The sequence below is a fragment of the Streptomyces changanensis genome (genome assembly GCF_024600715.1).
GTDB classification, from domain to species: Bacteria; Actinomycetota; Actinomycetes; order Streptomycetales; family Streptomycetaceae; genus Streptomyces; species Streptomyces changanensis.
The window spans coordinates 5041352-5061989 of record NZ_CP102332.1 but is presented as its reverse complement, the minus strand read 5'-3'; the positions used below and the strand labels follow the sequence as shown (position 1 = coordinate 5061989).

Sequence of the window (20638 nt, the reverse complement as noted above, 5' to 3'; positions counted from 1 at the left end):
AGCGCCCGGTCACGAAGTCCCAGGGGGATCACTCATGCGATCGTTTCGTCCGTTGCTCGCCCCGGCCGCCGTCGCGGCCGCGCTGGCGCTGACCGCCACGGGCTGCGGCCCGGGCGAGGACGCGCCGGGCGGCTCGCCGAGCGCCTCGGCGGCCCAGACCCCGGGCGGGGCCGGGGCCGGGAAGATAACCATCCCGGAGGACCTGAAGGGCCGGCTCAAGGAGCACGGGATCGACCTGGACAAGTGGCGCGGCGGCGAGTGGCGGAACTGGGACAAGGACAAGTGGCTGCGCGAGGCGCAGGACTTCGTCAACCCGATCATCGAGGACCTGTGGGACCCGGACCGCATGCGCGAGGCGGAGGAACCGGACCGTCCGGTCGACGACGGCGACCTCTCCGGTGACGAGGGCGTCACGGACCCGACGCCCCGGCGCGTCGAGGCCACGCGGGTCGCCACGCCGTACCACGGCAGTGCGCCGGAGGCGGGCAAGCTCCTCTTCGACGGGCCGAAGGGGTCGATGGTGTGCTCGGCGACCGTCGTGAAGGACCCGGCGCACCCGGGCAAGTCGAACCTCGTGTGGACGGCGGGCCACTGCGTCCACGCGGGCAAGAACGGCGGCTGGTACCGGAACATCGCGTTCGTCCCCTCGTACAACGACAAGGGCCTGTCGACGGACCGGTCGGAGGCGGCGACCCGTGAGGACGTCGCCCCCTACGGCGTGTGGTGGGGTGACTGGGCGCAGACCTCGGAGCAGTGGATCGACCAGGGCGCCCCGGTGGGCGGCCAGGGGGCGCCGTACGACTTCGCGGTCGTCCACGTGACGCCGGAGAAGGGCAGCGGCGGCAAGTCGCTGGAGGAGACGGTCGGTTCGGCGCTGCCGGTCGACTTCGCGGCGCCCGCGGCGGCGGGGATCGCGGAGATGGAGGCGACCGGGTACCCGGCGGCTCCGCCGTACGACGGGGAGAAGCTCTACCGGTGCGCGGACAAGCCGGGCCGGCTGTCGCTGAAGGCCGGGCAGCCGACGATGTACCGCATCGGTTGCAGCATGACCGGTGGGTCGTCGGGCGGTGGCTGGGTGGCCACCGGCGGCAACGGTGAGCCGGCTCTCGTCTCGAACACGTCGATCGGTCCCGTGACGGCGGGCTGGCTGGCCGGGCCGCGGCTCGGCGCGGAGGCGAAGGGCGTCTACACCGCGGTCAGCGAGAAGTTCGCCGGCCGGTAGGCGGGCGCACGTCGTCCCGGGCGCGCAAAACGGCGGGCGCCCCCATGGGGCGCCCGCCGCCGGAAACGCGGAAGCGGGTGGTCCCGGGCCGGAGCGCCCGGGACCACCCGCTTCCCCGTCGCGTCGTCAGGCCGTGACGGGACTGAACGGGGCGAGCAGCGCGGCGAGCTCGCTGTGCACCCGCGCCTTGATCAGCGTGCCGTCGGCGGTGTGCTCCTCGGAGAGGACCTCGCCCTCGGCATGCACCCGCGAGACCAGCCCGCCCTGGGTGTACGGCACGAGCGCCTCGATCTCGACCTCGGGGCGGGGCAGCTCGGCGTCGATCAACGCGAGCAGTTCCGCGATGCCCGCGCCGGTGCGCGCCGAGACGGCGATGGCGTGCTTCTCGACCCGCAGCAGCCGCTGGAGTACCAGCGGGTCGGCCGCGTCCGCCTTGTTGACCACGACGATCTCGCGCACGTTCGTCGCGCCCACGTCGCGGATCACCTCGCGCACGGCGGCCAACTGCTCCTCCGGGGCGGGGTGCGCGCCGTCCACCACGTGGAGGATCAGGTCGGACTCGCCGACCTCCTCCATGGTGGAGCGAAACGCCTCGACCAGATGGTGCGGCAGGTGCCGGACGAACCCGACCGTGTCCACCAGCGTGTACAGGCGGCCGCTCGGCGTCTCGGCCCGGCGGACCGTCGGGTCGAGGGTGGCGAACAGCGCGTTCTCCACCAGCACGCCCGCGCCGGTCAGACGGTTGAGCAGGGACGACTTGCCGGCGTTGGTGTACCCGGCGATGGCGACCGACGGCACCTTGTTGCGCCGGCGCTCCTGCCGCTTGATGTCGCGGCCGGTCTTCATCTCCGCGATCTCCCGGCGCATCTTCGCCATCTTCTCGCGGATCCGCCGCCGGTCCGTCTCGATCTTGGTCTCACCGGGACCGCGGGTGGCCATGCCGCCACCGCCGCCGCCACCCATCTGACGGGAGAGCGACTGGCCCCAGCCGCGCAGTCGCGGCAGCATGTACTGCATCTGCGCGAGGGCGACCTGTGCCTTGCCCTCCCGCGACTTGGCGTGCTGGGCGAAGATGTCGAGGATCAGGGCGGTCCGGTCGACCACCTTGACCTTGACGACGTCCTCGAGGTGGATCAGCTGGCCCGGGCTCAGCTCACCGTCGCAGACGACGGTGTCGGCACCGGTCTCCAGCACGATGTCCCGCAGTTCCTCGGCCTTGCCGGAACCGATGTAGGTGGCCGGGTCCGGCTTGTCACGGCGCTGGATGACTCCGTCCAGCACGAGCGCGCCCGCCGTCTCGGCGAGGGCGGCCAGCTCGGCGAGGGAGTTCTCCGCGTCCTGTACGGTCCCCGAGGTCCAGACGCCCACCAGCACGACGCGCTCCAGGCGCAGCTGCCGGTACTCGACCTCGGTGACGTCCTCGAGCTCGGTGGACAGGCCCGCGACGCGTCGGAGCGCCGCGCGCTCCGAGCGGTCGAGCTGCTCGCCGTCCCGCTCGCCGTCGATCTCGTAGCTCCAGGCGACGTCCTCTTCCATCAGGGCATCGGCCCGAAGGCTCTCGGCGCGGTTCAGCTCCGCGGAGCTCTGCTCGTCCTGGGAAGGGGAAGAAGAGGAGGTCATTTGATCCTTACGTCGATGGAAAAAAGCGGTACGTCGGTGACAACGCGTGCTCTCCCCGATTGATTCCCGGGAAGGCGGCGGGTGATGCCCCGGCCGCGCCGCCGACGTGACGATGGTCGCACGGGGTGGATGACCGCGTCACGCGGGTTTCGCGTTCGACGGGGCCTTGCTGCGCCAGTCGGGGTGGCCGGGCATGGCGGGGGTCCGCTCCCCGTACAGCCAGCCCCGCAGGAAGCGCGTCAGGTCGCGGCCCGCGACGTCGGAGGCGAGGCGGACGAAGTCGGAGGTACCGGCCGTGGCGTGCGCGTGCCGGGTGACCCAGCGGCGCTCCAGCTCGCGGAAGGCGGTGTCGCCGATCTCCTGGCGCAGGGCGTACAGGACGAGGGCGCTGCCGTCGTAGACGACCGGGCGGAACAGGCTGATCTTCTGTCCGGGCGCGGGCGGGCGGGGTGCGGCGGGAGGTCCGCCGGCGGCGCGCCACCGGTCGGAGGCGGTGTACGCCTCGCGCATCCGGCTCTCCAGGGTGCGGTGGCCGGCGTCCTCGGCCCACCGCGCCTCGTACCAGGTGGCGTGGCCCTCGTTGAGCCACAGGTCGGACCAGGCCCGGGGCGAGACGCTGTTGCCGAACCAGTGGTGCGCCAGCTCGTGCACCATGATCGACTCGATGTACCAGGCGGGGAGGTCGGGGTGGGTGAACAGGCCCCGCTCGAAGAGGGAGAGGGTCTGGGTCTCCAGCTCGAAGCCGGTGGCCGCGTCGGCCACGAGCACCCCGTACGTCTCGAAGGGGTAGCGGCCGATCTCGCGCTCCATCCACCGCAGGTGGTCCGGGGTCTTCGCCAGCCACGGCTCCATCCGCTCCCGGTCGGCGACCGGGACGACGTCGCGGACGGGCAGACCGTGCGGGCCGGTGCGGCGGACGACGGCGGAGCGGCCGATGGAGACCTGCGCCAGTTCGGTCGCCATGGGGTGGACGCCGCGGTAGGTCCAGGTGGCGGTGGGGCCGGCGACGCTCCGCGCGACCGGCAGCCCGTTGGCGACGGCGACGAGGTCCTTGGGGGCGGTGACGTGGAAGGTGAAGTACGCCTTGTCGGCGGGGTGGTCGTTGCAGGGGAACACCCGGTGGGCGGCGTCCGCCTGGTTGGCCATGGCGAGGCCGTCGGAGGTGCGGATCCAGCCGCCCGACGCCTTGGGCGCGGCGGGATCGCTCGTGTGGGCGACGGTGACGGTGAGCCTCGTGCCCGGCTCGACCGGCCGCCCGGTGTCGACGACCAGGTCCTCTCCGGTGCCGGTGAAGTCGGCGGGGCGGCCGTCGACGTGGACCGTCTTGACGGTGCCGTGGGAGAAGTCGAGGTTGAGGCGCTCCAGCCGCTGGGTGGCCCGGGCGTCGATCCGTGTGACGGCGTCCAGGGGTGTGCGGTTGTCACCGCCGTAGGTGAGGGCGATGTCGTAGGCGAGGACGTCGTAGCCGGGGTTGCCGAGGTGGGGGAAGAGCGGGTCGCCGATGCCGAGCGGCTCGGGTGCGGGCACGGCGGCCGCGATGAGCCCCGCGGACGCCGTGGCCACGAGCGCGGCGCGCAGGCGTGGAGAGGTGAGGGACATGGCCTCACCGCTACCAGCGCCCCCCCGCGCACACCCCGGCGGCGCGCACCCGGCGCACCCGAACGGACGGCCGCCGGGGGCACGCCTGTGCGCCGTACGGCCCCTTCCGGACGCCCCGGGGAGGCCGGCTCGGCGCGGGCGGCCCCGGGGGTGGGGCGCCTTTGCTAGGGGGCGCCCGCCGCGTGCTGGGCGCGGCTCACGTCGTACACGCCGCGCACGTCGCGCATGGCGCGCATGAGGGCGGGCAGGCCGGTCGCGTCGGGGAGCTGGAGGGTGTACGTGTGCCGGACTCGCTGCTCGCTGGGGGGTTCGACGGTGGCGGAGACGATCGCCGCCCCGGCGGTGGCGATGGCCTCGGTCAGGTCGGCCAGCAGACAGGGCCGGCCGAACGCCTCGGCGACCAGCGTGACGCGGCACTGCGCGGGTCCGCTCCAGCGCACGGTGACCGGCTGCCTGCCGAGGTTGCGCATGCGGAGCACGGCGTGGCACTCCGCGCGGTGCACCGTGACGGCCCCGCCGCGCACGGCGAAGCCGGTGATGGTGTCGGGCGGTACCGGCGTGCAGCAGCCGGCCAGGCGGACGCCGGTGTGCGGGGCGTCGACGACGGCGTTCGCCGTGGGCTGACGGTCGGCGACGACCGCGGAGGGCGGGCGCGGGTCGGCGGCGGGCGTGTCGGGGCCGTGGGGATGGGCGGTGAGCCAGCGGTCGATCGCGATGCGGGCGGTGGGGGTGCGGGCGTGTTCGAGCCAGTCGGGCGACGGGCCGGAGCCGCTGTCCGCGGCGAGCAGCGGTTGGACGGTGTCGCCGTCGCGCAGGACGGTGCCGAGGGTGGCGAGGCGTCCGTTGACGCGGGCGCCGACGCAGGTGTGGGCGGTGGTGCCGTACTGCTCGTAGGCGGCGTCCACGCAGGTCGCGCCGGCGGGCAGGGCGAGGGTGCCGCCGTCGGGGAGGAAAACGGTGATCTCGCCGTCCTGGGCGAGGTCGGCGCGCAGGGAGGTCCAGAAGGTGTCCGGGTCCGGCGTGGACTGCTGCCAGTCGAGGAGACGCGAGAGCCAGCCCGGGCGCGTGGGGTCGGCGCGCTCTCCGTCGTCGCCCGCGTCGGAGCCGTCGGCCGGGGCGGCGGCGTAGGGGTTGCCGAGGGCGACGACGCCGGCCTCGGCGACCTTGTGCATCTGGTGGGTGCGGATGAGGATCTCGGCGACGGCTCCGTCGGGTGCGGCGACGGCGGTGTGGAGCGACTGGTACAGGTTGAACTTGGGGGCGGCGATGAAGTCCTTGAATTCGGAGGTCACGGGCGTGAAGCAGGTGTGCAGCTCACCGAGGACGGCGTAGCAGTCGGCGTCCTCGCCGACGAGGACCAGCAGCCGTCCGAAGTCCGTGCCGCGCAGCTCGCCGCGTTTGCGGCTGACCCGATGGACGGAGACGAAGTGGCGGGGGCGGACGAGGACCTCGGCGGTGATGCCGGCCTCGCGCAGCACGGTCCGCACGTCGTCGGCGACCGTGGCGAGGGCGTCGCCGGCGGTGACGTTGTCGGCGATGAGGGCGCGGGTCCGCTCGTACTCGACGGGGTGGAGGATCGCGAAGACCAGGTCCTCCAGCTCGGTCTTGAGCGCCTGCACGCCGAGCCGTTCGGCGAGGGGGATGAGGACGTCCCGGGTGACCTTGGCGATGCGGGCCTGCTTCTCGGGGCGCATGACGCCGAGGGTGCGCATGTTGTGCAGCCGGTCGGCGAGTTTGATCGACATGACGCGGACGTCGTTGCCGGTGGCGACGAGCATCTTGCGGAACGTCTCGGGTTCGGCGGCGGCGCCGTAGTCCACCTTCTCCAGCTTGGTGACGCCGTCGACGAGGTAGGCCACCTCGTCGCCGAACTCCGCGCGGACCCGGTCGAGGGTGAGGTCGGTGTCCTCGACGGTGTCGTGGAGGAGGGAGGCGGTCAGGGTCGTGGTCTCGGCACCGAGCTCGGCGAGGATGAGCGTGACGGCCAGCGGGTGGGTGATGTAGGGCTCGCCGCTCTTGCGGAACTGACCGCGGTGGGAGGACTCGGCCAGTTCGTACGCGCGGCGCAGGACCGCGAGGTCGGCGTCGGGGTGGTGGGCGCGGTGGGCGTCGGCGACGTGGCCGATGGCGTCGGGGAGGCGGCCGCGGGCGGTGGGGCCGAGGAGCGCGGCACGGCCGAGCCGGCGCAGGTCGAGTCTGGGGCGGCCGCGCCTGCGGCTGGGGACACTGGGATTGGTGGCCTCTGCACACATGGGCACCTCCGGCGGCGTCGACCGGCGGTGGGTGGGGCACGGCGCCGGTGCTTGATGCTACCGAGCCCACCACGTGGCGCAGTCCCGCTCTCGCTCAGCGTGAAGGGGATCACCCATTCGAGCGACGTTTGGGCGGCCGTAGTTTCGCTCCGTGACCGGCGCGGGCGCCCGCGTGGGTGTCGACGCGCGCCAGGGGGCGACCGGGCCCGTCGGCGCGCGAGCGGGGCCGACCGGCCCCTCGGTGCGCGGGGACGGTCGGCCCCCCGGTACGCGGGGACGGCCGGCCGGGCGTCAGGCGGAGGCGCCGGCGAGCCAGACGGGGTCGATGTGGCCCTCGGCGACGATGACGGCGGGTCCGGTCATCTCGACCCGGCCGTCCGGCCGCTCGGTGATGAGGAGCGTGCCGCCGAGGACGTCGACGGTGTACGTGACGGGGGCGCCCGTCTCCGCCGGGTCCAGGCCGTCGCGGCGGGCCGTGGCCACGGCGACCGCGCAGGCGCCCGTGCCGCAGGAGCGGGTCTCGGCGGCGCCGCGCTCGTGGACGCGCATGGCGACGTGCCGGGGGCCGCGGTCGGCGACGAACTCGATGTTCACCCCGTCCGGGTAGACGGCCGCCGGGGTGTACGGGGGCTCGGTGTGGAGGGTGCCGGCATGGGCGAGGTCCTCGACGAAGGCCACCGCGTGGGGGTTGCCCATGTTGACGTTACGCGCGGGCCAGGAGCGGCCGTCGACGGTGACGGTGACGCCGTCACCGGACAGGACGGCGCGGCCCATGGAGACCGTGACGTCGCCGTCCTTGTCGAGGTGGGCCTGCTTGACGCCGGCGCGCGTGGCGACCGCGACGTCACCGGCCGTGATGTGGCCGGCGTGCTCCAGGTAGCGGACGAAGACGCGGACGCCGTTGCCGCACATCTCGGCTACGGAGCCGTCGGCGTTGCGGTAGTCCATGAACCACTCGGCCTCGTGGGCCATGTGGCGGGCGTCGGGGTGGGCGGCGGCGCGGACGACGTGCAGCACCCCGTCACCGCCGATCCCGGCGCGCCGGTCGCAGACCCGGGCCACCAGGGAGGCGGGCAGGTCGATGGCGTTGTCCGGGTCGGGCAGGATCACGAAGTCGTTCTCGGTGCCGTGGCCCTTGAGGAAGGCGAGGGGTGCGGTACTCACGCGATCAATCCTACGGGGCGGGTACGACACGGCGCCGAGCCGTCCGGCCGGCGCACCCACGCCGCGCGCGGGACGGCGCGGGTCGCGGACGGGACCGTCGGGTGGGCTCGCCCCGGAAGGGACCGTCGGGTCGGCTCGCCCCGGCTCCGCTCGGTCCGGATGGGGACCGTCGGGGCTCTTCTCCGGCTCCGCTCGCTCCGGGTGGCGTCAGCGGAGGCGGGCGACGCGCCAGACGGCGAGGACGACCAGCAGGGTGACCCCGGCCGCGTACAGGGCGATCACGCGCCAGTCGGGGCGCCCGCCCGAGCCGCGCGGGGGCAGGCCGGGCCAGGTGTACCCGACGCGGCGGGCGGCCATCATGCCCCAACCGGCCGCGCAGCCGCAGAGCAGGAGCCCGAGCATCGCGAGGACCGCGCCGCCGTCACCCGAGCCGAAGGCCAGGGGGAAGGCGAACATCAGGGAGCCCAGCGCGCCGAGGCCGACGATCGGGGCGAGCTGCCAGATGCGCAGCCGCCGCTGGGGGCGCAGCTCGACCTCGACCTCGTCGGGGACGATCTCCTGCACCCCGTCCTCGGTCAGCTCCGGGCCGTCCGGGGTGAGTCCCGGGGCCTCCGGAACCGACGCGTCGCCGCCGTCGGGTGCCTGAGCCGCTTCTCTGTCGCGAGGGCCGGCCTCCATCGCCACGCGCCCTCCCCACTCGGATCCACTGGTCGATCGATGCTCGATGATGGCACGCTCCCGGCCGCCTGCATGACGGACAGCGCGTCCCGATGCCATCACGTGATCAGGCTGTGACCGCTCGTTCGACCAACGTCAGCGCTCGGCCGGGGAGTTCCCCGCGGTCGGCGACCGCGCCGCTGAGCCAGTGGACCCGCGGGTCACGGCGGAACCAGGAGTCCTGGCGGCGCGCGAAGCGCTTGGTGGCGCGGACGGTCTCGTCGCGGGCCTCCTGCTCGGAGCACTCCCCCGCGAGCGCGGCGAGGACCTGCTGGTAGCCGAGGGCGCGGGAGGCGGTGCGGCCCTCGCGCAGGCCCCGCCCCTCCAGTGCGCGGACCTCGTCGACCAGTCCGGCGTCCCACATCCGGTCCACGCGCGCGGTGATGCGGGCGTCCAGCTCGGGACGCGCCACGTCCACGCCGATCTGCACGGTGTCGTAGACGGAGTCGTGGCCGGGGAGGTTGGCGGTGAAGGGCCGGCCGGTGATCTCGATGACCTCCAGGGCCCGCACCACGCGGCGGCCGTTGCTGGGCAGGATCACGCGCGCGGCCTCGGGGTCGGCGGCGGCGAGCCGGGCGTGCAGGACGCCGGAGCCCCGCTCCTCCAGCTCGGCCTCCAGACGGGCGCGGACGGCCGGGTCGGTCCCGGGGAACTCCAGGGCGTCGATGGCGCCGCGTACGTACAGGCCGGAGCCGCCCACGAGGACCGGGGTGCGCCCCTCGGCGAGCAACCGGTCGATCTCGGCGCGGGCCAGGCGCTGGTACTCGGCGACGCTGGCCGCCTCCGTGACGTCCCAGATGTCGAGGAGGTGGTGCGGAACGCCGCCGCGCTCCTCCGGCGTCAATTTGGCGGTGCCGATGTCCATCCCGCGGTACAGCTGCATGGAGTCGGCGTTGACGACCTCCCCGCCGAGCTCACGCGCCAGGTGGACGCCCAGATCGGACTTTCCTGCTGCGGTGGGGCCGACGACGGCGATGACGCGCGGGGCGGGGTTCGTGCTGCTCACCGCACCAGTGTCCCAAACGTCGGGGGGTGTCCCCGAACGAGTTACGTGACGGGGCGGGAGCGGCCTCGTTCCCAGTTGCGAGGTTCCGACCGCCGGTTCCAGGGACCGGCCTCGCCGGGCGCCGCAATGGGACGCTCCGGGCTGCGCGGGATTTCGCCCACACGAGTACGCTATGGAGTTGATATGGGCGTTTTTGCATGGTTTCGCCGGAAGGGTGAGAAGGGCGAGGAGACGGCCGGAGCCACCCCCGACGAGGCGACGGGCACCACGGTGACGGACGGGCCGGAGGAGCGGGCGGAGGAGCGCGCCGAGGGGTCGTCCGACGGGGCGGAGACCCCGGCAGCCGAGGCCGCGGGAGCGAAGGCCCCGGCGGAGCCGGCCTCCGATGAGGCGGCGTCCGCGTCCGGTGAGGCGGCGTCCGGTGAGGCGGCCGACGGCGTGGACATCCCGAAGCAGCAGTCCGCCGGGGAGGCGGCGGACAACGAAGCCGGCGAAGGCGCCCGCACGTAGGTGTGCCGGTGCGTCCGGCCCGTACGGAGGGAAGGTGGGCCATGAGCTTCCTGGACACGCTGAAGACCAAGTTCGGCCCGGCCAGGGGCAAGGTCTCGGACCTCGCCCATCAGCACGGCGACAAGATCGACCACGGCATCGAGAAGGCGGCCCGGATGGTCGACCAACGGACCAAGGGCAAGTACAGCGACAAGATCGAGTCCGGCACGGTCAAGGCCCGGAACGCGGTGGACCGGCTCGCGCACCGGGACGACGGCGACGCGGCGCCCCCGCCGCCGCCGCCACCGCCTCCCCCTCCGCCGACGGTCTGACCCCCGGGTCCGACGCCGGGCGGCGACACGGCGGGCGGCCGCGGAGCGTCATGCTCCGCGGCCGCCCGCCGTGTGTCGTGTCGCCGTCCCGGCGACGGCCGTCGTGAGGGCACCTGTCCACGGCGCCCACCTCAGGGCGGCGCACCGTGTCCGTCCGGGCACCGTGTCAGGGCGCCCGTCCCACGGTCCGCGTGACCCGGCGGCCACCCCGCCCGTGCCGAGGCCGCCCGTCACGAGGTCCGTGTCACGAGGTCCGTGTCGCGAGGGCCGTGGCACAAGGGCCTGTCACGACCAGGTCGCGACGGTGTAGCCGACGCCGTAGGGGGCGTCCTCGTACAGCAGGCGACCTTCCAGACCGCCCTCCACGCGCGCGGGGCCGTCGTCCCGGCCCGCCGCCGCCGCCGCGAGCACCTGCCACGGGGCGCGGCCGGCCGCCTTCAGCTCGTGGGCGAGGTCGGCGTCGAGCGCGGTCAGGGCGACCGCGTCGGCGGAGCCCAGCGCGCGCGTGGCGGCCGCGTCGAAGTCCTCGGCGCGCTCGTCGAGGTACCCGGGCGCCTTGACGCTGCGGCACGCGCTTCCGTCGCCCATCACCAGCAGCGCGACACGCGGCGCCCCCGCGGCGAGCTCCCGCCCGACCTCCGCGCAGCGCGCGGGTGCCAGCCGCTCGGCCACGCCGAGACCCTCGACGGGGGCGCCGGCCCAGTCGGCGCGCTGCAGCAGCCACGCGGCCACGGCCAGCGAGGCGGGCAGGGGGCGGGCGGCGGCGTCCCGGGGCTCGCCGGGCCCGAGCCGTACGTCGAGGTCCACGCCGAAGCAGCGGAGGTCGCCGGCGGCTCCGTGCGGGTAGGGCAGGGTGCCGCCCCGCGCGGGATCGGCGTGCGGGTCGGGGCCGACCACGACGAGCCGGTCGGGCCGCGAGGCGGCCAGGACGCCCAGGGCGTCGACACAGGCCGTGCGCGCGTCGTCCAGCTCGGGCGCGGCGCCGGCGGCGACGGCGGGGACGAGGAGCGGCGGACAGGGACAGACGGCTGCGGCGACAAGCATGATCCGCAGCGTAACGGCCCGGAGCGCCGAAGCGGCGCCGCCCGGCCCGTCGACGACGCGTCACGGCCACCCGCGCGCGGGTGGCCGTGAGGGTGGAGGACCGGGGGTCACCCGGACGGGCGGGTCAGTTGACGGCGCAGCCGTTCGTGGCGGGCGGCAGGGGGGCCGGGACGCCGATCCCGGGCAGGCCGAGCAGGACGCCCGACGGCGTGGGCGCCTGGGCGGTCGTACGACGCTCCCAGGCGTCGCCGGCCCTGGTGCGGCGCACCGCCGCGACCGGGCCCTCGGCGAGCAGGTGGTGCGGGGCCGCGTACGTGATCTCCACGGTCACCACGTCGCCCGGGCGGACCTCCTCGTCGGGGCGGGTGAAGTGGACGAGCCGGTTGTCGGCGGCGCGGCCCGACAGGCGGCGGGTGGCGTCGTCCTTGCGGCCCTCACCCTCCGCGACCATGACCTCCAGGGTGCGGCCGACCTGCTTCTTGTTCTCGTCCCAGGAGATCTCCTCCTGGAGGGCGACGAGCCGCTCGTAGCGCGCCTGGACGACCTCCTTGGGGATCTGGCCGTCCATCTCGGCCGCGGGGGTGCCGGGGCGCTTGGAGTACTGGAAGGTGAACGCCTGCGCGAAGCGGGCCTCGCGCACGACGTGCAGGGTCTGCTCGAAGTCCTCCTCCGTCTCGCCGGGGAAGCCCACGATGATGTCGGTGGAGATCGCCGCGTGCGGGATGGCGGCGCGGACCTTCTCGATGATGCCGAGGAAGCGCTCCTGGCGGTACGAGCGGCGCATCGCCTTGAGGACGGTGTCCGAGCCGGACTGGAGGGGCATGTGCAGCTGCGGCATCACGTTCGGCGTCTCGGCCATCGCCGCGATGACGTCGTCGGTGAAATCGCGCGGGTGGGGCGAGGTGAAGCGGACGCGCTCCAGCCCCTCGACGCGCCCGCAGGCCCGCAGCAGCTTGCCGAACGCCTCGCGGTCGCCGATGTCCGAGCCGTACGCGTTGACGTTCTGGCCGAGCAGCGTGATCTCGGAGACGCCCTCGGCGACGAGGGCCTCGACCTCGGCGAGGATGTCGCCGGGCCGGCGGTCCTTCTCCTTGCCGCGCAGCGCCGGGACGATGCAGAAGGTGCAGGTGTTGTTGCAGCCGACGGAGATGGAGACCCACGCGGCGTACGCCGACTCGCGGCGGGTGGGCAGGGTGGACGGGAACGCCTCCAGCGACTCCGCGATCTCGACCTGCGCCTCCTCCTGGACGCGGGCGCGCTCCAGCAGGACCGGCAGCTTGCCGATGTTGTGGGTGCCGAAGACGACGTCGACCCACGGCGCCCGCTTGACGATCGTGTCGCGGTCCTTCTGGGCGAGGCAGCCGCCGACGGCGATCTGCATGCCGGGCCGCCCGGCCTTCTTCGGGGCGAGCCGGCCGAGGTTGCCGTACAGCTTGTTGTCGGCGTTCTCCCGGACCGCGCACGTGTTGAAGACGACGACGTCGGCCTCGCCGTCGGCGCCCTCGGGCGCGCGGACGTAGCCGGCGTCCTCCAGCAGGCCGGAGAGACGCTCGGAGTCGTGGACGTTCATCTGGCACCCGTAGGTGCGCACTTCGTAGGTTCGCTTGACGTCCACTGCCTGGCTCCGGTCGCTGCTGGTCATGGGACAAGGGTAGGCGGTGCCGGGACAGCCTCCGCCCCGAGCCGGGGAACACCGGCGAAGGCGGGCACGGGGCTCCGGCCGGCCCGCCCCGGGGAACACCGGAGGCCGGACACGGACACGGACACGGGCACGGGCACGGGCACGGTCCGGCGGGTCGTCGCGGTCCGCACCCGTCCCTCGGTTCCCCCGGCGGGGGCGCGGCTGGCAGGATCGCCCCATGCCTGCCTCCCCGAACCGGTCCGCCCGCGTGCTCCGCGCCGGCCGCCGCCGCGCCCTGCCGCTCGCGGCGGCGCTGCTGGCGCTGGTCGGAGGGGTGCTGTGGTGGCTGCTGCCGCTCGGGCAGGAGCGGCCGAGCGGGGAGATCACCTTCAGCACGGGCGTGCGGACCGGGGTCTACCAGCGGTACGGCCAGCTTCTGAAGGAGGCGCTCGACCGGCGTCTGCCCGACGTGTCGACCACACTCCGCGACAGCGAGGGCTCCCAGCAGAACCTGTCGCGCGTGGCCTCCGGTGAGGCGCACTTCACCATCGCCACGGCCGACGCCGTCGCCACGTACGTCCAGGAGGGCCGGCCCGGCGCGGCCGACCTGCGCGGCTGCACCCGGCTGTACGACGACTACGTCCAGCTCGTCGTGCCCCGGGGCTCCGCCGTGCGGTCCGCGCGCGACCTGGCCGGGTTGCGGGTCGGCGTCGGGCAGCCTGGTTCCGGCGTGCGGCTGCTCGCGGACCGGCTGCTGGGCGCGGCGGGGCTGGACCCGGCGAAGGACATACGGGCCGTGTCGGCCGGCATCGACACCATGCCGGCGCTGATGGAGGGCGACCGGCTGGACGCGTTCTTCTGGTCGGGCGGCCTGCCCACCAACGCGGTCCTGCGGCTCTCGGAGCGCTTCCCGATCCGGCTGGTGCCGCTGGAGCAGGAGCTCGTCGACACGGTCCACGCGGAGGGCGGCCCGAGCCGGTACTACCGTTCCGCCGTGATCCCGGCAGACGCCTACCCGCTGGCCCAGGAGGGCGAGCCGGTGGCGACGGTGGCCGTGGCGAACCTGCTGGTGACGACCGAGCGCATGGACCCCGCGCTGACCGAGGGCGTCACCCGGACGGTCATCGGGAGCAGGGACCGGATCGGCCGGGAGGTGCACCCCGCGCAGGTCGTCGACCTGCGGACCGCGCTCTACACCGACCCGCTGCCCCTCCACGACGGCGCGCGGCGCTACTACCGGTCGGTCAAGCCGTAGGCGCCGGCGACGGCCGGGGGCTCGGTACGCGGCAGGGAGACCGTCACGCGCAGGCCGTGGGGGTCGTTGCGGGCGAAGTCGAGGGAGCCCCCACCGGCGGCGAGCAGCGCCCGGGTGATGGACAGGCCGAGTCCCGAGCCCTTGACGTTCTGGTGCCGGCCGCTGCGCCAGAAGCGGTCGCCGACACGGCCGAGCTCCTCGTCGGTGAGGCCCGGGCCGTTGTCGCTGACCACGACGGTGGTGGTGTCGCCCCTGGCGGCGACCTCGACCGTGACCTCCTCCCCGCGCGGGGTGAACTTCAGGGCGTTGTCGATCAGCGCGTCGAGCGCGCTCGACAGCGCGACGGGGTCGGCCCACGCGGTGACGGCCGGGCCCTTTCCCGTCAGCCGCACCCCCCGCTCGTCGGCGAGGGGCCGCCAGGCGGCGATCCGCTCGGCGGCCAGCTCCTTGATGTCGGTGAGCCGCAGGTCGGCGGAGGCGTGTTCGGCCAGCGCCAGACCCAGCAGGTCGTCGAGGACCTGGGCCAGGCGCTTGCCCTCCGCCTGGACCGAGGCGATCTCCTCGTTGCCCTCCGGCAGCTCCAGCGCGAGCAGCTCGATCCGCAGCAGCAGCGCGGCGAGCGGGTTGCGCAGCTGGTGCGAGGCGTCGGCGACGAAGGCGCGCTGCTGCTCCAGCACCTGCTCGACGTTGTCCGCCATCTCGTTGAAGGAGCGGGCCAGACGGCGGAGCTCCGGCGGTCCGCCGGCGGCGGCGACGCGGGAGTTGAGGCGGCCGGTGGCGATGTCGTGGGTGGCCGCGTCCAGGACGCGGACGGGCCGCAGCACCCAGCCGGTGAGCCGGAAGGCCGCGCCGACGGCGAGCAGCATGGCCGCGCACTCGCCGGCGGCGATGACCAGCCAACCGCGCAGGATCCGACCGCGCAGCTGCCCGGTCGGCGAGTCGGTGACCACCACCGCGACGACGTCCCCGTCCCGTACGACCGGTGAGGCGACCGCCAGGCGGGCGTCCGGCTGCCAGGGCCACACCTGGGGCGGGTCGTGCGAGCGCCGGCCGAGCCGGGCCTCGACGAGGGCGCGCCGCAGCTCGCCCTCGTCCGGTACGCGCCACCCCTCGGGGGCGGCGGCCATGGCGCCGCCGTCGCGGTAGAAGACGCCGGCGTGGATGCCGTACACGTCCTGGTAGCGCAGCAGCTCGCCCTGGAGGGTGGCCTTCCGCTCGTCGATGCCGGGGCCGCTCTCGGTGACGTACTGGGCGAGCGCCGCGAACCGTGCCGTGTCGTCGATGCGGTCGACGACGACGGTCTGCTGGTAGGCCGAGGCCATGCTCACGGCGAGCGGGAAGCCCAGGGCGAGCAGGACACCGGCCATGAGGACGATGAGGAGCGGAAGGAGTCGTGTGCGCACGGTCGCCCGTCGTTCCGGGGCCCGGCGCTAGACGCCCGGAGGCGCGGCGGGCGGCACGGGCGGGGGCGCGACGGGGGGCGCGGATGGGGCGGGCGGGGGCGCGTCGCCGGGCGCGGGCGGCACGGGCGGCGCGGTCGGGGGCATCGCGGGCGGCACGGGCGGAGGCGCGTCGCCGACGGGCGCTGAGGGCGTGACGGGCGCGGGCGGGGCGGCACCGGGGGGTGTCGTCGGGACGACGAGGCGGTAGCCGACGCCGCGCACGGTCTCGATGAGCGTCGGCATCCGCAGCTTCGCGCGCAGGGACGCCACGTGGACCTCCAGGGTCCGGCCCGTCCCCTCCCAGCTGGTGCGCCACACCTCGCTGATGATCTGCTCGCGGCGGAACACCACGCCGGGCCGCTGGGCGAGCAGGGCCAGCAGGTCGAACTCCTTGCGGGTGAGGGGGACGAGCGTGCCGTCGACGCTGACCCGGCGCGTGGGCAGCTCCACGACGACCGGGCCGAGGCGCAGCGGCTCGGCCGAACTCCCGATCACGGGCAGGGAGCCGGTGTCCTCGGGGTCGGCGCCGCCGGTGGCGCGCCGGCTGACGGCGTGGATGCGGGCCAGCAGCTCACCGGTGTCGTAGGGCTTGACGACGTAGTCGTCGGCGCCGAGGTTGAGGCCGTGGATGCGGGAGCGCACATCGGCCCGGGCGGTCACCATGATGACCGGCGTCGAGGTGAGCTTCCGGAGCTTGCCGCAGACCTGGTAGCCGTCCTGGTCGGGCAGGCCGAGGTCGAGGAGGATCACGCCGAAGGGGCTCCTGCCGGGCTCGTCGGAGGGGAGGACGGCCTTGAGGGCCTCCTCGCCGTTCCTGGCGTGCGTGACGGCGAAGCCGTGCTTCTTGAGGATGGCGGACAGGGCGGCGGCGACGTGGTCGTCGTCCTCGACCAGCAGCAGTCTCATTTCGGGCCCCCCTCCGGAAGCGGTCCTCTGGCGTACGGCGTGCGAGCGTACGCGCATACCGGCGCATACGCGTTCACTCGTGCGGGTGAGCCCGCGCGGGTGCCCGGCGGCGGACGGTCGGTGCGGTGTGTCGGGTGCAGCGTCGTCGGTGCACCTGAATGGTGCCAGGGCATGGCCGTGCCCGGGCGCCGTTTCGTACTCCGCATGAACTCCGATGGCGGAGCGCGAGTCAAGTGCGGCGCCGGGGGCCGCCGTGATCCGTTATGCAGCCGGTATTGCGACACCGCCCTGTTCACGCGGTGTGTCCGGTTGCGGCCGGATCGTTATGCTCAATTTCCGCTCAGATGTGATGACGCTGCTCGTGGGGCGTGCTTAATGTCCTCTGCAACCGAGCAGGACGGAGCGAGAGGCGATGAGCGGAGTGTCAGTCACCAAGGGCGCAGCGGACGCCGCACCGACGGCGGGCGACCTGGTCGTACTGAGCAACGTCAACAAGCACTTCGGCGCGCTGCACGTGCTCCAGGACATCGACCTGACGATCGCCCGCGGCGAGGTCGTGGTCGTCATCGGACCGTCCGGGTCCGGCAAGTCCACGCTGTGCCGCACCATCAACCGCCTGGAGACCATCGACTCCGGCGCGATCAGCATCGACGGCCGGCCGCTGCCCGACGAGGGCAAGGAGCTGGCGCGGCTGCGGGCCGACGTCGGCATGGTCTTCCAGTCCTTCAACCTCTTCGCGCACAAGACGGTGCTCGAGAACGTGATGCTGGGCCAGCTCAAGGTCCGCAAGACCGACAAGCAGGCCGCCGAGCAGAAGGCCCGGTCCCTGCTGGACCGGGTCGGCGTCGGCTCGCAGGCGGACAAGTACCCCGCGCAGCTCTCCGGCGGCCAGCAGCAGCGCGTCGCCATCGCGCGGGCGCTGGCCATGGACCCGAAGGTCATGCTCTTCGACGAGCCCACGTCGGCGCTCGACCCCGAGATGATCAACGAGGTCCTCGAGGTGATGCAGCAGCTGGCCCGCGAGGGGATGACGATGGTCGTCGTCACCCACGAGATGGGCTTCGCGCGGTCCGCCGCCAACCGGGTCGTCTTCATGGCCGACGGCAGGATCGTCGAGGAGGCGTCGCCGGAGGAGTTCTTCAGCAACCCGCGCAGCGACCGGGCCAAGGACTTCCTGTCGAAGATCCTCCACCACTGACCACCCCGATGCCGAACCACCACGGCCGGACCACGACACAAGGGATGTTCACCATGCAGTTCCGCAAGACCAGTGCGGCCCTCGCCGCGGTCGCCACCCTCTCGCTCACGGCGACCGCCTGTGGCTCCAGCAGTGGCGACGGCGACAAGATCGTCATCGGCATCAAGTACGACCAGCCCGGCCTCGGCCTGAAGACGCCGGACGGCAAGTACACCGGCTTCGACGTCGACGTCGCCACGTACGTCGCCAAGGAGCTCGGCTACGGCGCCGACAAGATCGAGTTCAAGCAGGCACCCAGCGCCGAGCGCGAGAACCTGATCCGCAACGGTGACGTGAAGTTCGTCGTCGCCAGCTACTCGATCAACGACAAGCGCAAGGCCGTGGTGGACTTCGCCGGTCCCTACTTCCTTGCCCACCAGGACCTGCTGGTCCGCGCGGACGACAACTCGATCAAGCAGGCGTCGGACCTCAACGCCAAGAAGCTCTGCTCGGTCACCGGCTCGACGTCGGCGCAGAACGTCAAGGAGAAGCTCGCTCCCAAGGCCGACCTCCAGGAGTTCGGCGGCTACTCCGAGTGCATCACCGGCCTGGAGAACGGCGCGGTCGACGCCCTGACCACGGACAACTCCATCCTGGCCGGCTACGCCGCCCAGAAGGAGCACCAGGGCAAGTTCAAGCTGGTCGGCCTGAAGCTGAGCGACGAGCACTACGGCATCGGCCTCAAGAAGGGCGACAAGGAGCTCCGCGACAAGATCAACGCCGCGCTCGAGAAGATGAAGTCGGACGGCTCGTGGGAGAAGGCCGTCAAGGCCAACTTCGGCCCGGCCAACTACAAGAACGAGCCCGCGCCGGCGATCACCGAGAAGTGATCCGGCCCCGCCGCGCCTGAGCGGCGGCGGTCCCGCCGCCCCGGGGCGGCGGGCGGAGCACAGCCAGCAGCAGCGGAGAGGCGCCGTCGGCCCCGGCCGGGCCGGCGGCGCCCTCACGATCCAACCAGGGGAGAGCGCGGGTCATCGTGTTCGACTTTCTAGATAATCCGCAGTACGACCTGCTCGGCGCGTTCTGGGTGACGGTCCAGCTCGCCCTCTACTCGGCGCTGGGGTCCCTGATCCTGGGCACGCTCCTGGTGGGGATGCGGGTCAGCCCCGTGCCGCTGATGCGGGGCTTCGCCACCACGTACGTCAACGCGGTGCGCAACACGCCGCTGACCATCGTGCTCATCGGCTGCTCGCTCGTGCTCTACCAGACACTGGGGATCACGCTCGCCGGAGGCGACTCCAAGACCATCGGGTTCCGCATGGCCGTCCTCGGCCTGGCTGCGTACACCGGCACCTTCGTCTGCGAGGCCCTGCGCTCCGGCATCAACACGGTGCCCGTGGGGCAGGCGGAGGCGGCGCGGGCACTGGGCCTCAGCTTCTTCCAGGTGCTGACGCTGATCGTGCTGCCGCAGGCGTTCCGCTCGGTGATCGCCCCGCTCGCCAACGTCCTGATCGCGCTGACGAAGAACACCACCGTCGCCGCGGCGATCGGTGTCGCGGAAGCCTCCCTCCTCATGAAGGAAATGGTCGAGAACGAGTCCGACTCGCTGCTCGCCGTGTTCGGCGTCATCGCCTTCGGGTTCGTCCTCCTCACCCTCCCCACCGGCCTGCTCCTCGGCTGGGTGGCCAAGCGCATGGCGGTGAAGCGATGAGCTCCGTGCTGTACGACACCCCGGGACCCCGGGCCAAGCGGCGGAACCTCCTCTACTCCGCGCTCTTCCTCGTCCTGCTGGCGGCCGGCGTCTGGTGGGCGCTGTCGATGATGGCCGAGAAGAACCAGCTGACCGCCGAGAAGTGGTCGCCGTTCGTCACCGACTCCGCCATCTGGACCACCTTCCTGTTCCCCGGCCTCGGGGAGACCCTCAAGGCGGCGGGGCTCGCGCTGGTCATCGCGCTTCCGCTGGGCGCCCTGCTCGGCATCGGGCGACTCTCCGACCACGCCTGGGTACGGGTGCCGATCGGCGCGGTGGTGGAGTTCTTCCGCGCCATCCCGGTCCTGGTGATGATGGTGTTCGCCAGCGCGATGTTCGTGCAGTTCACGACCATCGAGTCGGAGGTCCGGCCGCTGTACGCGGTGGTCACCGGGCTCGTCCTGTACAACGCCTCCGTCATCGCGGAGATCGTCCGCGCCGGCATCCTCTCCCTGCCGGCCGGACAGACGGACGCCGCCAAGGCGATCGGCATGCGCAAGGGCCAGACGATGCGGTACGTGCTCCTGCCGCAGGCCGTGACGGCGATGCTGCCGGCCCTGGTCAGCCAGCTCGTGGTCATCGTGAAGGACACCGCCCTCGGCGGCGCGGTCCTCGGTTTCTCGGAGCTGCTCTTCCAGATCCGCTCGATCACCGCCAACTACGGCGCCAACACGATCGCGGCGTTCACCGTCGTCGCGCTCATGTACATCGCCGTCAACGGCCTCCTCACCCGGTTCGCCGGCTGGCTTGAGCGCCGGCTGCGGCAGGGCGGGAAGAGCTCCGGCGCGACGGTCGACATCACGGACATCGACACGGAGCTCGGCGGCGGTGTCGCCGAGGAGGTGGCCGTCCGCAAGGGGCACGGCACCGGGACCTGACGGCCGGGGAGCGCCGACGGCGCGGGCGGGAGTCCGCGCCGTCACGTGAAGGGGTGGTGGCATACGGCCGCCGCCCCTTCACGCGTTCGTGCGCCACTGCCCCGTCACTTGACGCAAGCACGCGCAGTGGGTTGCATACGTTCTGTGATCAATCACCGGGTTCT

17 protein-coding genes and 1 pseudogene are annotated in these 20638 nt (G+C 73.3%); 8 read left to right on the top strand and 10 right to left on the bottom strand.

Annotation, left to right across the window (positions count from 1 at the left end):
• Nucleotides 1–34: 34 nt before the first annotated feature.
• Nucleotides 35–1222, top strand: coding sequence for a trypsin-like serine peptidase (locus NRO40_RS22450; protein WP_198549388.1), 1188 nt, complete (start codon nt 35–37; stop codon nt 1220–1222).
• Nucleotides 1223–1348: 126 nt separating this feature from the next.
• Here the strand turns inward: NRO40_RS22450 and hflX are convergent, their stop codons facing one another.
• The 6 genes from hflX to miaA all read right to left on the bottom strand — a co-directional run bounded on the left by hflX (nt 1349) and on the right by miaA (nt 9580).
• Nucleotides 1349–2842, bottom strand: a complete 1494-nt coding sequence (hflX, locus tag NRO40_RS22445) for a GTPase HflX (protein WP_058943262.1) — start codon at nt 2840–2842, stop codon at nt 1349–1351.
• Nucleotides 2843–2980: 138 nt separating this feature from the next.
• On the bottom strand, nt 2981–4441 hold the full coding sequence (locus NRO40_RS22440; RefSeq protein ID WP_058943261.1) for a M1 family metallopeptidase: 1461 nt from the start codon (nt 4439–4441) through the stop codon (nt 2981–2983).
• Nucleotides 4442–4605: 164 nt separating this feature from the next.
• Entirely contained in the window at nt 4606–6693 is a 2088-nt protein-coding gene (locus NRO40_RS22435) for a RelA/SpoT family protein (protein WP_058943260.1), read from the bottom strand.
• A gap of 291 nt (nt 6694–6984) precedes the next feature.
• The gene (gene dapF, locus NRO40_RS22430) at nt 6985–7857 is read right to left on the bottom strand and encodes a diaminopimelate epimerase (protein WP_058943259.1); all 873 of its coding nucleotides are present in this window, start codon (nt 7855–7857) and stop codon (nt 6985–6987) included.
• A 207-nt stretch (nt 7858–8064) separates the two neighbouring features.
• Entirely contained in the window at nt 8065–8535 is a 471-nt protein-coding gene (locus tag NRO40_RS22425; RefSeq protein ID WP_107115141.1) for a hypothetical protein, read from the bottom strand.
• A gap of 106 nt (nt 8536–8641) precedes the next feature.
• Nucleotides 8642–9580: a tRNA (adenosine(37)-N6)-dimethylallyltransferase MiaA gene (gene miaA, locus NRO40_RS22420; RefSeq protein WP_058943257.1), complete on the bottom strand. Its 939-nt coding sequence runs from the start codon at nt 9578–9580 to the stop codon at nt 8642–8644.
• Between the two features lie 183 nt (nt 9581–9763).
• Here miaA and NRO40_RS22415 point away from each other — a divergent pair, with 183 nt between their 5' ends.
• A complete protein-coding gene (locus NRO40_RS22415; RefSeq protein ID WP_058943256.1) occupies nt 9764–10090 on the top strand; it encodes a hypothetical protein in 327 nt (108 codons plus the stop codon).
• 41 nt (nt 10091–10131) lie between these two features.
• A complete protein-coding gene (locus NRO40_RS22410; protein WP_058943255.1) occupies nt 10132–10401 on the top strand; it encodes an antitoxin in 270 nt (89 codons plus the stop codon).
• 285 nt (nt 10402–10686) lie between these two features.
• Here the strand turns inward: NRO40_RS22410 and NRO40_RS22405 are convergent, their stop codons facing one another.
• Together NRO40_RS22405 and miaB are read right to left on the bottom strand one after the other, a co-directional pair.
• A complete protein-coding gene (locus NRO40_RS22405) occupies nt 10687–11445 on the bottom strand; it encodes a class III extradiol dioxygenase subunit B-like domain-containing protein (RefSeq protein WP_058945172.1) in 759 nt (252 codons plus the stop codon).
• 124 nt (nt 11446–11569) lie between these two features.
• Nucleotides 11570–13087 (bottom strand): tRNA (N6-isopentenyl adenosine(37)-C2)-methylthiotransferase MiaB, encoded by a 1518-nt coding sequence (gene miaB / locus NRO40_RS22400; protein WP_058945173.1) that lies wholly within the window; start codon nt 13085–13087, stop codon nt 11570–11572.
• Between the two features lie 217 nt (nt 13088–13304).
• Between miaB and NRO40_RS22395 the strand changes: the two genes are divergently transcribed.
• Nucleotides 13305–14321, top strand: coding sequence for a TAXI family TRAP transporter solute-binding subunit (locus NRO40_RS22395; RefSeq protein WP_058945174.1), 1017 nt, complete (start codon nt 13305–13307; stop codon nt 14319–14321).
• On the opposite strand, the gene NRO40_RS22390 is transcribed toward NRO40_RS22395, so the two are convergent.
• Nucleotides 14300–15724 carry a sensor histidine kinase gene (locus NRO40_RS22390; protein ID WP_058945175.1) on the bottom strand — a complete coding sequence of 475 codons (1425 nt, stop codon included), beginning with the start codon at nt 15722–15724 and terminating at the stop codon, nt 14300–14302. The two genes, NRO40_RS22395 and NRO40_RS22390, sit on opposite strands and share 22 nt — an antisense overlap.
• Nucleotides 15725–15952: 228 nt before the next feature.
• A pseudogene (locus NRO40_RS22385) lies at nt 15953–16669 on the bottom strand (response regulator transcription factor); the annotation flags it as partial.
• A gap of 412 nt (nt 16670–17081) precedes the next feature.
• On the opposite strand from NRO40_RS22385, the gene NRO40_RS22380 reads away from it, so the two are divergent.
• The 4 genes from NRO40_RS22380 to NRO40_RS22365 all read left to right on the top strand — a co-directional run bounded on the left by NRO40_RS22380 (nt 17082) and on the right by NRO40_RS22365 (nt 20474).
• Nucleotides 17082–17867 (top strand): amino acid ABC transporter ATP-binding protein, encoded by a 786-nt coding sequence (locus NRO40_RS22380; RefSeq protein WP_058945176.1) that lies wholly within the window; start codon nt 17082–17084, stop codon nt 17865–17867.
• 53 nt (nt 17868–17920) lie between these two features.
• Nucleotides 17921–18736: a glutamate ABC transporter substrate-binding protein gene (locus tag NRO40_RS22375; protein WP_058945182.1), complete on the top strand. Its 816-nt coding sequence runs from the start codon at nt 17921–17923 to the stop codon at nt 18734–18736.
• Nucleotides 18737–18882: 146 nt separating this feature from the next.
• Nucleotides 18883–19557, top strand: coding sequence for an amino acid ABC transporter permease (locus NRO40_RS22370; protein WP_058945177.1), 675 nt, complete (start codon nt 18883–18885; stop codon nt 19555–19557).
• Nucleotides 19554–20474: an amino acid ABC transporter permease gene (locus NRO40_RS22365; protein WP_058945178.1), complete on the top strand. Its 921-nt coding sequence runs from the start codon at nt 19554–19556 to the stop codon at nt 20472–20474. Before NRO40_RS22370 ends, NRO40_RS22365 begins: the two co-directional genes overlap by 4 nt.
• The last annotated feature ends 164 nt before the right edge of the window (nt 20475–20638 follow it).

Coding starts and splice junctions, on each gene's coding strand:
- NRO40_RS22450 (WP_198549388.1), top strand. CDS start 35: ATGCGATCGTTTCGTCCGTTGCTCGCCCCGGCCGCCGTCGCGGCCGCG.
- hflX (WP_058943262.1), bottom strand. CDS start 2,842: ATGACCTCCTCTTCTTCCCCTTCCCAGGACGAGCAGAGCTCCGCGGAG.
- NRO40_RS22440 (WP_058943261.1), bottom strand. CDS start 4,441: ATGTCCCTCACCTCTCCACGCCTGCGCGCCGCGCTCGTGGCCACGGCG.
- NRO40_RS22435 (WP_058943260.1), bottom strand. CDS start 6,693: ATGTGTGCAGAGGCCACCAATCCCAGTGTCCCCAGCCGCAGGCGCGGC.
- NRO40_RS22425 (WP_107115141.1), bottom strand. CDS start 8,535: ATGGAGGCCGGCCCTCGCGACAGAGAAGCGGCTCAGGCACCCGACGGC.
- NRO40_RS22415 (WP_058943256.1), top strand. CDS start 9,764: ATGGGCGTTTTTGCATGGTTTCGCCGGAAGGGTGAGAAGGGCGAGGAG.
- NRO40_RS22410 (WP_058943255.1), top strand. CDS start 10,132: ATGAGCTTCCTGGACACGCTGAAGACCAAGTTCGGCCCGGCCAGGGGC.
- NRO40_RS22405 (WP_058945172.1), bottom strand. CDS start 11,445: ATGCTTGTCGCCGCAGCCGTCTGTCCCTGTCCGCCGCTCCTCGTCCCC.
- miaB (WP_058945173.1), bottom strand. CDS start 13,087: ATGACCAGCAGCGACCGGAGCCAGGCAGTGGACGTCAAGCGAACCTAC.
- NRO40_RS22395 (WP_058945174.1), top strand. CDS start 13,305: ATGCCTGCCTCCCCGAACCGGTCCGCCCGCGTGCTCCGCGCCGGCCGC.
- NRO40_RS22380 (WP_058945176.1), top strand. CDS start 17,082: ATGAGCGGAGTGTCAGTCACCAAGGGCGCAGCGGACGCCGCACCGACG.
- NRO40_RS22375 (WP_058945182.1), top strand. CDS start 17,921: ATGCAGTTCCGCAAGACCAGTGCGGCCCTCGCCGCGGTCGCCACCCTC.
- NRO40_RS22365 (WP_058945178.1), top strand. CDS start 19,554: ATGAGCTCCGTGCTGTACGACACCCCGGGACCCCGGGCCAAGCGGCGG.